Source organism: Pseudomonas sp. NPDC087342 (genome assembly GCF_044744265.1).
GTDB lineage: Bacteria > Pseudomonadota > Gammaproteobacteria > Pseudomonadales > Pseudomonadaceae > Aquipseudomonas > Aquipseudomonas nunensis.
Window position 1 is genome coordinate 359,831 of record NZ_JBIUXZ010000002.1, and the last position, 12,110, is coordinate 371,940.

The 12,110-nt window shown below is 53.7% G+C and carries 11 protein-coding genes; 5 read left to right on the forward strand and 6 right to left on the reverse strand.

From position 1 onward, the window contains the following. The first annotated feature begins 193 nt into the window (after nucleotides 1-193). The 5 genes from ACIOYV_RS09570 to ACIOYV_RS09590 all read left to right on the forward strand — a co-directional run bounded on the left by ACIOYV_RS09570 (nucleotide 194) and on the right by ACIOYV_RS09590 (nucleotide 6,347). Nucleotides 194-1,261, forward strand: a complete 1,068-nt coding sequence (locus ACIOYV_RS09570; RefSeq protein WP_401323446.1) for a tyrosine-type recombinase/integrase — start codon at nucleotides 194-196, stop codon at nucleotides 1,259-1,261. Continuing rightward, on the forward strand, nucleotides 1,261-2,937 hold the full coding sequence (locus tag ACIOYV_RS09575) for a hypothetical protein (RefSeq protein ID WP_401323163.1): 1,677 nt from the start codon (nucleotides 1,261-1,263) through the stop codon (nucleotides 2,935-2,937). The genes ACIOYV_RS09570 and ACIOYV_RS09575 overlap by 1 nt, the downstream gene beginning before the upstream one ends. Next, nucleotides 2,934-4,820, forward strand: coding sequence for an integrase (locus ACIOYV_RS09580; RefSeq protein WP_401323166.1), 1,887 nt, complete (start codon nucleotides 2,934-2,936; stop codon nucleotides 4,818-4,820). The genes ACIOYV_RS09575 and ACIOYV_RS09580 overlap by 4 nt, the downstream gene beginning before the upstream one ends. After that, nucleotides 4,817-5,245: a TetR family transcriptional regulator gene (locus tag ACIOYV_RS09585; RefSeq protein WP_401323169.1), complete on the forward strand. Its 429-nt coding sequence runs from the start codon at nucleotides 4,817-4,819 to the stop codon at nucleotides 5,243-5,245. Before ACIOYV_RS09580 ends, ACIOYV_RS09585 begins: the two co-directional genes overlap by 4 nt. Before the next feature lie 121 nt (nucleotides 5,246-5,366). Beyond that, the gene (locus ACIOYV_RS09590; RefSeq protein WP_401323172.1) at nucleotides 5,367-6,347 is read left to right on the forward strand and encodes a toll/interleukin-1 receptor domain-containing protein; all 981 of its coding nucleotides are present in this window, start codon (nucleotides 5,367-5,369) and stop codon (nucleotides 6,345-6,347) included. 591 nt (nucleotides 6,348-6,938) lie between these two features. Here ACIOYV_RS09590 and ACIOYV_RS09595 read toward each other — a convergent pair. From ACIOYV_RS09595 to ACIOYV_RS09620, 6 genes are all read right to left on the reverse strand, one after another. After that, nucleotides 6,939-7,262, reverse strand: coding sequence for a helix-turn-helix domain-containing protein (locus tag ACIOYV_RS09595; protein WP_401323175.1), 324 nt, complete (start codon nucleotides 7,260-7,262; stop codon nucleotides 6,939-6,941). A gap of 709 nt (nucleotides 7,263-7,971) precedes the next feature. Beyond that, nucleotides 7,972-8,286, reverse strand: coding sequence for a hypothetical protein (locus ACIOYV_RS09600; RefSeq protein ID WP_401323178.1), 315 nt, complete (start codon nucleotides 8,284-8,286; stop codon nucleotides 7,972-7,974). Then, a complete protein-coding gene (locus tag ACIOYV_RS09605) occupies nucleotides 8,283-8,558 on the reverse strand; it encodes a hypothetical protein (protein ID WP_250603279.1) in 276 nt (91 codons plus the stop codon). Before ACIOYV_RS09605 ends, ACIOYV_RS09600 begins: the two co-directional genes overlap by 4 nt. Nucleotides 8,559-8,725: 167 nt before the next feature. Next, on the reverse strand, nucleotides 8,726-9,529 hold the full coding sequence (locus ACIOYV_RS09610; protein ID WP_401323180.1) for an AAA family ATPase: 804 nt from the start codon (nucleotides 9,527-9,529) through the stop codon (nucleotides 8,726-8,728). A gap of 21 nt (nucleotides 9,530-9,550) precedes the next feature. Next, entirely contained in the window at nucleotides 9,551-9,853 is a 303-nt protein-coding gene (locus ACIOYV_RS09615; RefSeq protein ID WP_401323183.1) for a hypothetical protein, read from the reverse strand. Further along, nucleotides 9,850-11,703, reverse strand: coding sequence for a TrlF family AAA-like ATPase (locus ACIOYV_RS09620; RefSeq protein WP_401323185.1), 1,854 nt, complete (start codon nucleotides 11,701-11,703; stop codon nucleotides 9,850-9,852). The genes ACIOYV_RS09615 and ACIOYV_RS09620 overlap by 4 nt, the downstream gene beginning before the upstream one ends. Nucleotides 11,704-12,110 lie beyond the last annotated feature (407 nt).

Consider the following 12,110-nt stretch of genomic DNA (forward strand, 5'->3'; position numbering starts at 1 on the left):
GCCCCTCACGACCTCATAACCTGAGGTAGTGATTAAGGGGTGATCTAATGGCCCTGAATCTGTTTAAACAGACAAAAGGGATTGGGTGTCTGGTCAACGTAAGGGATGGCAGATGGAGCTTGTGAGGGCTACTCAAGATTTTGTGATTGATGGGCAACCCTACCCGGGGTTCCCCATTCTTCTGTGGGATTCGATGGAGAGTTGTATCCCCGCCAATCAGTTCTTCCGTCACTACTTGCTTCGCGGGGAAATCGGGTCTAAACGTTCCTGGCCCAGTACTGGGCGCGCTCTTTACGATTTCTTCAGCTTCCTCCAAGCCCATGAACTGGACTGGCGTGACGTTGATCGTGGCGAAGCGAAGAGTCTAGTGGCAGCCTATCGAGACTATTGCCTGAAGACGTGCGAACTGACACGGACAACCACTCGCCAGCGCTTGACTTACATCTGCAAGTTCTACGAGTACGCCCTCAAGGAGGGGTGGGTGAAACGCGTGCCCTTCACCTATGAGGAACGCAACGTAAAGCGTGAAGCGAACTTCCTTGCGCATGTCGATGCCAGTGGCGGCAAGACCATGGCAAAAGATGTAATGCCCCGCACCTACAAGACCCTGCCCAAGTTTCTGAGCATGGCCGAGATCAAATCACTACTGACCGCAGCGGAGAACCCCCACCATCGGATGATGATGCGCCTAGCGCTGTATACAGGTCTGCGCCGCGAGGAGATCGCTGCCTTCCCGCTGGTCTATGTTTTCGACCCTGATAAGGCTGGAAAAACCGATCGCAACCTGCGCATTCGGCTCGATCCGTTTGATGGCAGTGGCATGGTGACCAAAGGCAGCAAGCAGCGAGATATTCACGTTAGTCGCCGATTCATGTCCGATCTCTATCGCTATGTAACGAAAGTGCGCGGCGAACGTGCCTCGCTGAGCAAGACCCCGCAAAAGGCGTTGTTCCTCAATAAGTCCGGAGAACCTTATGGGGACAGCGGCAAGAGTCTCAACCGAATCATCAGCGAGACTGGCAAGCAAGCGGGAATCAAGGTCCATGCGCACATGCTACGGCATACTTACGCCACCCAAACCCTGGTTAGCCTTCAGCGTAACCCTGCGAGCGGACTGGAGCCATTAGTGTTTGTTCAGCGGCAGCTCGGCCACAGTTCGATACAGACAACCATGGTGTACCTGCACTTGGTCAACGAAATGGCCGACGAAGCGGTGCTGGCATATGACGATGAGTTGAACGCATTGGCGGAGGCGGCCTGATGGGAAAGCGCAAGGTATTTACAAAGACCGACCTCAGCGTCCCGCAAATCGAGTACAGCCGCGACATGGCTGGCAATGTGGTCATTTTGCCTGAGGCCATTCCGCCGAGTAACACCAAGGTCGAGTTCAAGCGGAACGCCACCCACAGCCGTAGTTTCGATTTTGACCGCTGGTACCGCGCTGGCATCGACCCCATCACCTATGCCTGCCAGCGCCAGATCGAACGCTTCCTCTCAGATGGGGAGGCCGTCATTGCGACCAGCACGGTGGCTGGTTACTGCAGCGGACTACGCCATTTTTTCGAATACTGCATGTTGCGGGCGACGGCATTTGGCCGTGAATTGGCCTTGACCGATGTAACCCGGGACCTGATCGACGGTTATCTCGGCCATCTCGCTGCTTTAGGTGTGGAAACTACTACTCAGAATATCTGCTACTCGAAGACCAAGTCCGTACTGCTCGCTTTGGGGCGTCGCGGGCTGATCCACCTGGTTACCTCCGGCGATGCGGCCACCTTTCCGAACAATCCCTTTCCGAACATCAACCGCAAGGGTAATCGCGAGACGGCGCTGTCCAAGCGCGAGCGGCAAGCGCTAACGGCGGCACTTCGGCAGGCCATCAAGCCGATCTGGGACGACGATGCACCTGTGACCGGTGAACTCCTAAGCATTATCCTGTTGGTCGTCGCACTGCACACTGGGCGAAATACCACGCCACTGCTGGAAATGGGTCGCGACTGCCTGCGCCCGCACCCCAAAGACAACACCGTATTCCTGGTGCTATGGAAACGGCGCGGCTACAACTCCAGCAAAGTGGCCCTCCGCGCAGAGTCAGACGCTGAACGCCTTTTGGAGTCCACGCCAAGCGTGAGAACCACTGTGGAGCGGCTGATTCGTCGCGTGATGACTCTAACCGAGCCTCTGGATGCAGAGGCTCCGGTCGACCTTAAGGGCCGCGTGTGGCTATTTCGCAGTCGCGCCGGGAAAAACGCCTACGAAGTCCATGCATTGAATGCATCATCGTTGGGATGGGCAGTAACCAGCCTTGTAGCTCGCTATAACCTTACCGACAGCGACGGAAATCCACTACGCATTAACATCTCGCGTCTGCGAAAGACTTTCGGCAACCGGATCTTCGAGCTGACCGATGGCGATTTGGCGACCACTGCCGCAGCCCTCGGCAATACCCCGCGGGTAGCCGACCAAAATTACTTGGCGCCAGGCGAAGTCGCCCGTCGTAACTGGCAGTTCATGGGTGAGGTACTGGTTCAGGAGTTACTAACCCAGACCATTGGAGCGACCTATAAAGACACTCCCATGGGCCGCTGCGCCAATCCGGTGAGCGGCCAGTACGCCCCGAAGCGCGAGGGCGCGATCTGCATGAACTTCATAAACTGCCTGCGGTGCAGACACTACGCGGTGACCGCCGAGGACCTGTACAAGCTCTTCAGCTTCTACTTCCGCGTGCTGGCCGAGCGGTCGCGAATGAACAAACGGCGCTGGGAACGAGAGTACGCTCATATCCCCCGTTTAATAGATCACTACATCGTTGCCGAGGGTCTTCGTCGCGGCACGTTCAAGGCAGCCGTCGTCGACGCCTCCCGTGAGCGTGCCCGCACCCTACCGCATCCGTTCTGGTCGGTTGATCTGATTGACAGCCTGGAGGTCTTTGCATGAGCGACAACACCTTGGTGGCAACAACCGGTGCCTCCTTTGCAGCCCAGTCTGGCGATGTGCGTAGGCTTTCCGAATCCGAACGCGACGCCCTAATTATCAGCAGCACTCAGGTCGATGGGGAATGGGTCACCCTCAGCCGCTACGGCGATACTACTTGGCAACTCGTCGGTTTCTCCAGCAACGTGGGGATGAGCAGTAAACGGCTGGATTTCAGCAAACTACCGCCGGCGTTTCGAGTGGTAATGAAGGCGATTTTATACCGCTACCTACGGCGTGGGCGCAGAAGCGGCGTGCGGCCTAGAGGCGGCTCGATGAAAAATTTTTTTGAATGTGCACTGCCGTTCCTACGCCATCTAGAGGCGCTTAAGCTCGATCATATTGGCGCGGCCACCCCCATGGTCTGCGGGACCTATGTGAATACCTCCAAGGCGTTTCGGCAAACCACGCAGTATAAGGGTAAGCCACTTTCGCAAAGTGGATTGCAATCCCGTTTCCAAGCCGTCGAAGCGATCCATGAACTCAGTCAAAACACCGATGACAGGATGCCGGCGCATCCATGGCCCGAAACTTCCGCTAAGGCATTGGCTGGGCTAACCTCCCGTGGATGCCAAGTCAGCAAAACACCACTGATTCCCGATGATGTGTTCTGCATTCTGTTCGAGCGAGCCCACCAGCAAGTTGAACGCGGCCACCAACTGCTTGACCTCTGGGATGCATTGGACGCTCCAAGGACGCAGCGAAAGGGGCAATCTCGCAGTGCCCTCAATGTTGCCATAAATCTCAAACTTGGCGCCCTTGGTTGGGAGCGCGGTCTGAGGGCACTCAAAAAGGCGATAGTTGATCTACGGACTGCTTGCTACATCGTCATAGCCAGCACCTCCGGTTGTCGCAACCACGAGCTGACCAACCTGCAATCAGGCGCGCACCACCGCACCCAGGACGATGAAGGCACCATATACCATTGGATGCGCTCTCGGTCGGAAAAGACCGGTGCCGGAGTGCATGACTGGATGATCCCCGAAGCCGCTGTGCGTGCACTGCGCCTGATGGAGCGCTGGAGCATGCCATATCAGGCCATGATCGCCGCCGAAATCATGCAGCGGCGCCGCGCCAATCCCTATGATCCGGAGATCGTGGAGGCACAGAGGCACCGCCATTCACTCTTTCTAGGCCTAGATTTAAGAGATAATCAGGTACGCACGCTTGGCAACAGTAATTGGAATCAGAGCCTTAAGGCGTTCACGAAGAATTGCGGTCTGAGTTGGAACCTCTCTAGCCATCAGTTCCGCCGCAAGTTCGCCAACTATGCCGCGCATAGCCGTTTCGGTGACCTGCGCTACCTCAAGGAGCATTACGCTCACTGGACGTTGGACATGACGTTGGGCTACGCCATGGACGATATCTGGGGGCAGCATCTGGACCTTGAACTGTACGCCGATATTCAGGGTGAGTTGGAAGACATAAAACTCGGCGTAGTGGACAACTGGCTAGGTGACGAACTCTTGGCCGGGGGCTATGGCAACGCGCTGAAGAAGTGGCAGCGAGAGCCACAGAACCTACTGATCTTCAAGGATCATGCCACGATGCTGAAGTCCATTAGTGAGAGTACCGCAATCCGCAGCAACGGCCACGCCTGGTGTACGGCGGACAATGACGGTTGCGTCGGCAACACCCTTGAACGTACCCGTTGCGGCGACTGCAACCATGCCGTGATCGGACGCGGCCATGCGGCCATTTACCAACGGCTCTACGATGATTTGAAAGGGCTACTGCATTGCCCAGATATTGGCGAGGGCGGCCGCCAGCGCGTAGAGCGCAACCTGAATCGCTGCCGTGAAGTACTGATACAGTTGGGAATGGACCCGGAGACTTTAATCGCATGAAACCCAAGGAGAAGGTGGCCAACTACAAGCCTGCCGAGGATCGCGAGAAGGATCTGAAACTCGCCCTACTCCGCATCCAGAAGGGACGCGCCCGCACTGGGGAATCCAAGGTTACCATCGCGGCGGTCGCCCGTGAGGCTGGCGTATCAACGGCGCTGATTCACAACCATTACCCCCGAATTGCCGAGGCTATCCGAGAGGTTCAGGGTCGCTCCAGTCGCGCAATGCGTGATGTGAAACAACAAGACTTGATTGCGGAACGCAAGAAGTCCGCAGCGTACCGACAGGAGATCGAAGAATTGCGGGCCAAGGTCGCCAATCTCGCATCCATCAACGAGGTGCTGATCTACGATAACCTTGTGCTCAAAGCAAAGCTGAACGACCCAAAGGTGGTCGAGATCACTTCAAGGAAGCCGCATGGATAGGTCGATTTTGTATAGTGCGCAATCGCCCCCTTTTGTTTCGACGGAAAGGTGGGTACAGAAATATCCTTAGTATGATTAAGAAATACCAAATGCTCAAAACCGGGATTTAAAGCGAGTAAATATGACAGAAGCAGAAACCCGCGGTTCTATCTTCATCTCATATGCGTGGGGCGAGGGATTCGAGAACAAGGAGTGGGTACGTCAGCACATTGTTTCCTATTTGGATTGGAAACATGACGTTTTCTGGGATCGCGACAAAATCGGCTATGGCGAGTTGCCGGACGTTGCCATCTCCAAGCAGTTGGCCAAGCGACCGGTGACGGTTTTGTGCCTATGTGATCAGGATTATCTGCGATCCGCTAAAAAAGAAGGATCAGGCTTGTCTCGTGAGCTGCAAATGCTGGCCCAGATCGTCGATCAGCCGGGCGTCAGGGTCATCCCGCTAATCCTTGAACCTGGATGCACTGAGCACTTGCCTGCTCCTTTGACCAATCGCATCTACCTAAACTTGCAGCCCCTAATACAGCGGAATATAGATATTGGGGTAGCAGTATCGGGGCTGGCAGAAGGTTGCAGCCAAGCAGAGGTGCAATCCGGGATCAACAATCAGTTAGCCGCATCCAAGCTACGAGAGCGCGCCGATAACTACCTGCGGCAACTCCCCATAACGATCTGGGGGAATGGGCGCAATCATGAGGTTACTGTCTACTCGGAGAAAGCTGCCCCCTACCTACTTATGCCACCTCAGTGGATGTGGGAAAGCGATCATTGGAACTACATGCTCAACGATGACAGCCCGACCTTTTGCCCTACCAAAGGTCGTTGGCATTGGGAGAATTGCACGAACTCTCTGGACATTCGACCGTTGAGCACAGCGTCGGTATCGACATTCTTTCCTCAGTTGGCCAACGAAGACGAACAGGTGCTACTGAATACAGCAGGCAAACTGTTGGCATCCAAATTTTTCAAGACCTTTTACATTGATGAGGCATTCACATTCTCTGCTGAGGATTTGATTACCTATCTGATCAGTTGCAAAGAGGGCTTTCAAGTCCTGGAGCATCTGCTGGATGCGGCAGATGCCCATGCTCAAGTAGCCTGAAGGAAAGCAAAACAGCTTTCCTGGCTGTTCCATATTTGTCGTTACAGCATTGTGAGAGAAGCCGCCCAGAGGTCATGCGACTTGGGCGGCCAAGCTACTCAATGCATGGGCAATGAAATTCAGATATGTCCGGACAACACGTTCTTGAAAATCGGCATCGCCCAAATCACGCTTGGCCATCCAGCGTGAAAGGCCACCCGTGATGGCTCATGAGCAGAGAACAGCAGGTCTAAGCTCAAATTGAGGTGTCACGGCGTACTCAACGTCAACTCCATACTACCGAAAACCAACTGCGGAAAACGGTCTGGGTGAGTTTTGAGGCGCCCATTTCTTTGTGACAAGATTTACTGCAGCCACTTAGAAAGCGATGAGTGAACTGCTCCGTGTAAACCACTTTTACTCCTTGTTAACCATGGTGGTTTACAGCGCAGAAATTAGATTTACAGAATTATGACCTACTCCACCCCCGTAGGTTTTCCTGCGTTTGATCGTCACTTGGAAACTATCCCTGAGTCGACCCACTGCGCCGACCGACGAAGCGATATACAGCGCGTTGAAGTCATTACTCGAGTGTTTCCAAGGCTCTCGTGCCTATTCGGTTTTGGGGTAACGCTTGCGTAGCTTCGAAACGCCCTCCGCGACCTCAAGACGCTCGATTTCCCCAATGACGTCCTCGAGGACTTTCGCAACAGAACGATTGTCCTTCAGGGCATAGCTACCGACCATCAACATTATGGGGGACGTACCAAGCACAGCAGCAATGTCGTCAAGCTTTTCGATTGTTGGAGCATACAAACCTCGCTCCAATGAACTGATGTAAGTCCGACTGTTAAGGATGGAAAAGTCCTCCTGCGTCCGGCCTTGTTTCACACGAAGCCACCGAAGAACTGTCCCGAAAGCACTTTTCAATTCCACTTTGCATGCCCTGCAAAAGGAACGACAAGGCGCTTTCGAACAGTATATGACTACAATGTATACTGTTCATGCTGAGGGTTCTCCGTGTTCATAACCAATAAACAGGCAGAAGTGAAAGGCTCTCAAGCAATGCTGGAGCCTGGCCACCAAGGTTGGCATTTTGTTCAACAACACCTGCTGTCACCTTGGTTTCATACAACGATAGTCAGATGCGAGGACGGCCTAGAATTCCACGACGTAGTGTTTGTGGATGGCTTGCCAGCGCTAACGTCCCTTCTGGAGCTAACGGAAACGGGAGTCCAGGTCAGGTCGGTACAGTTGGTGTCACCTGGGTGGCTCAACGGCACCGGTGACTGGCACATGGATATATTATTGGAAATCGCTCGAAGTCAGGATGGGGCCTCGCTGCGGTATACCCTCCATGATGGCCGCCATTTCTACTTCCCTGAGGCACAGCCAGAGGTCTCACGAAAATACAGTGTGCTGGTATTTCCAACACGGGAGGACGATGGACCGTAGCCTTCAGATTCTAAATGTTTGTTGATAGACGCATGAAGAATCTTAGCGATACCCGCTCAACCCAATTCTGCAAATCAAAGCCTAGGGGGCCCACGCCGTCGTGCACTAGGGCCCTCGTCCTGGATGTAATTGAAGAGCGTTGTCAGGTAGCGGGAATGGCGTATTGTTCGAGGGTTCAGGACTGAAGGATTCAGGCCTGAGGGTCTTGAGGACCTTGAGGACCTTGAGGACCTTGAGCGTCTTGATCAGCTTTTTTGGTGATCTTCACCACCGTTGCGGTCTGTGCGCGTTTGGCCGCATTGCGCATGCGCCGCATCGATGTGTCACTAATAACGACTACTCGATACCCCTCGTAATTTTTCTCAGGCTTGCCCTTCTTCTTTTTTTTCTTGCCTAGGGATTCAAACTCCCGAACAACGGCGCGCGCAGCCCCAATCAACGGAGCGAAAAACATCCGTGGGGTCTCTTTGGCAGCGTCGATGAACTCTTGCTTCAACGTAGTCATTTTCTCACCTCTCGTGCGATCTCACGCACAAAGACAAATGCCGCACCTAACAACATCACCACATAGCAGATTATGTCAACGTAAAACGTCAGATGTTCAACGAGGGTCAGCACATAGGTGATGGTAGCATCTGTACCGTTAGACTCCAGAAGGTGTACAAGTTTCTGCAATCCGAAGGCTGCGCCGGCGACGATGGCAAAGATCGTGGTACCTACAAAAATGTGCGCCGCCAAATGAATGGCGGGTGTCAGCAATCCCTTCACGTCGCTCAACAGCATATCCTCGCTAAATCAGCAGAGATTAGCTGATTTCACCGACGAGTGGTGGCCCATTACGCCGCCAAATGCGACTTGCGCCGGCCCTCCCTTGATCATTTTGCGTTGATTAATCGGCCAGTTGCTTTCATGAGAGCAACTGGTCGAAAAATGTTCGTAGACTGCTAAAGTGATACACGCAAGCGCCGAGCACGTTCCTTAAACGCCCGCTCACCACCTTCCAGAATCTCGCAGACTCGCCGCCGTATACAGGGGTTCTCTAGACTGCCACATTCGTACGTGATCTCGGGCAATTGCCCCAACCTGTGGCGACCGCAAGACGCTACGATCACTTGATCGGCATCAGTATTCACAACCAAATTGGCATTGTGGGTCACGATAATGATTTGACGTCGCAGCTTAGCCTCGCGGAATCGTGCAACCAACTCCTCAAACACAGATTGCGGATCCAGATTCTCTTCCGGCTGATCAATAATGAGTGGCCGATCATCTTCCGCATCGATCGACAAATACAGCAACAAGAGCACAATCCCTCGCGTCCCTGGCGAAAGCTGCTCAATCTCCACCCCGTCGTACTGAAGGGTGTACCCAACGGTTATGTGTTCCGTACTGTAGAGCCAGTCCGAAATCTGACGGGCCCACTCGCGGAACTCGACGTTATCCGGTTTATGCGCCCGCAGATTTTCCTCATTGGTCTTGACGAACTCAAGCAGCGCAGCAGCGGCTTCGGCGGATGTTCCTGCTTGCCAGGCAGACATCAACATTCCTTTAGCAGCCAGTAGAACCTGGCCACGTCCGCGGAATGGACCGGTGCGAAGGTCGAGCAAGTTTTCGCCGGCTATAGCCCAGCTTTCAATGTCAATATTGCGTTTAACGGTGAAGGCCAACCGAGCCATTGAACCAGTATCAGCTTCGATTCGCTGTTGGATCGGCGCATATAAGGCTTTGAGCTCCTGCTCCTCTTCCACGATGGCCTCAAATACCCCCTCTTAGGAGGTACGACGCCGTTGGATTAGGTCCCGTATCTTGGCATCCGCCTCTTGCGCACGAATGATCTGTTCATCGAGCTTGGTCAAAGCGCTTTCCGCCTTGGTGATTTTATCGCTCAGCGCTGAGTAGCGCTTAACCTTCGTTTTATCGGCACCAACCAGCAGGTTTAGGCGGACAACCTCCCGATCGAGCAATGCCAAAGTCTGAAATTGAAGCTCCCCGCCTTCTGGAATTACTGAAATCGTGGGATCGGCATCCTCATTCATCGGAGGATCAAGTTCGGATGGTCCTTGCAGTTTCACCACCAGAGCCTTAATAACAACGTGTCAACATCACCCAGGAAGTCCACTTTAAACGCATCCCAGTCAGCCTCTGACAAGCCCGTATCAGGACGCTCTTGCTGCATTTCGTCCAGAAGCTCTGGCGCTCGACGTGTGCGGAAGTCCTCGACATCCCCTTTTAGGTGAAGCAATGTCTGGTGGCGGCGCTTCGCTCGCTCGACCTGCAGGCGTTTCTGTTCAGCGGCCTGCGAGACATCCTCCAAACGTTTGGTACGCTCCTCATTGCCTTTGGGGATCAGTGAAGTTCGATCGCGTTTGTCCTGCTCGATCGCCTTGGCCTTCTCATCACGGTCTTTCCGCAGCCCCGCTAAACTTGCTTTTCGAGTCCGCTCCTCCGTCAAGTCATTGGAGGCCTTCCGTAGCGTTCCCTGATGACGCCGGCGCTTCTGATGTGTGCCCTCGAGCCTCAGCTCAAGCAGCTCCTGAAAGAGGGAGGTGCCCATACGGTCATCTCGCGGGTGCGCGTTGAAGATTACTCGTTCTATCTCCGCATTCAACGGCTTACTCGTATCCTCCGCAGAGCACAATTTGTTCACAAACTGCTGGGAAAGGTATTGGACGTGGGAGCTGTATATAAGATCGTCAACATCAGCATTTATTACTTCGCTGCCGGTTGCCTCACCGTTCTCCCAAGTGAGCTCTACCCTACAGTCATCCAGATGCTGTTTGGCCCGAAAAACAAACGACTCGGTGTTGATATGCGATGAGAGCCCGTATCCCCCTGCAGCAACTAAATCGGCCAGTGCTGTTTTCCCCGACCCACGTGCACCGATAACAGCAACCAAGCCGGAATTTAGCGGAATATTTGCCTTCGTCAGCCATGGCGCACCACTGACCTTCAAAGACTCGATGGTATGGCTCTGGAGAGCGCCTCGTCGTGGTTCTGGCCCAATAAGCACGCGCTCCTCGGGTTCCAGGCAGGTCTGACGGAGGGATTCAAAGGCCAGATCGCCTTTGATCCAGCAGTAGCGCTGCTTGTCCGGCACGCCCACCATATCTTCCGTATGCGCGTCCGATCCATGTAGACAAGGCTTCCCGCCGTTGTATTGCGCGTCCAGGTCTTGCGCTGAAACTGCGCCTTGGCCAAGCCAGAAACTTATCTGCTTAGGATTGGAGTCGAAAATAATATGGGCCAACTGCTCGATGTTTTTGCGCTGTGCTGCCCAGGAATCACCCGAGTCTCTTAGGCCGGAAGTACCATCCTTTTGACCCCCTGCAACTGCGATCAGTGCATTTTGCTTAACCCATTCATGCTTGCTCAGAGCAGCCTTCAATTGTTCCAGGCTGACCTTGAACTGATTTGCACCGACAGAACGAGCAGCCTCGAGATCCGTCTGCTCCGGGTGGTGCTTCTTACCCAAGCGGATCAAATCATCACGATGACAGCGGAAGTTCTCTCCCTGATACGGAAACTCGAACTCCAATAGAAAACGTTTGATTCGACCGATGTGATTTGGATCATCCGGTGGGAAGAGTAGATGCAGGTTGAGCGCCGCCCCACGATTCGTCTCTATGTTGAGACGAAGCTCAACGTTGGCAAAAATAAGTCCAACATTCGACAGACGTCCCTGACGTTTAAATTCGAGAACTTTTTCATAGGGATCGATGCCGAAGTAATCGGTAATACCCAATGCCTCAATCGTAGGGTCGGAGGTCTCTATTCGGGAAAGAAAAGCCTCCCAAGGATCGGAGCCTTTGTATTGATCATTTAAGACAGTACCGGGGGTATGTATATGCGGATCCCACCGATGCCACTCGGAACCGCGCTCACTATGCATTGCATTGCCAAATACGCATGTTTTTTCTTCCATGTTCCCCAGATCCCCTCGGACAGCCTTGGACTGTTTTTAGTGCTCCCACGTAACCCAGGTGGACTTACCTGAGAGCATTAAAGTTGGATGGCACTTAATCTCTCTCGAAGACTACTCTTCTTTTAACCTACAGCCAGGTATTCACGCTACGTTCCAGTCATCTATACGGCTTTAAGCCCACGAAGGCTGGTCAGCGTAAACGTGACGTCGCTGTACATGGGCCAGACGCCCAATGGGTTGGCCTACGAAATATAGGAAGGTCTAGCGATGTCTAGCGAATTTTGCTAGACATCTCTAGATTCGCGCATCTGTCGACCGTTGCCGAGACCGCGTAACTAGATGCACTGACACCTAGGCCAAAGGTTCGAGTCTCAAACGGCTGTAAATTTGGAATGGATCTCAGTCGA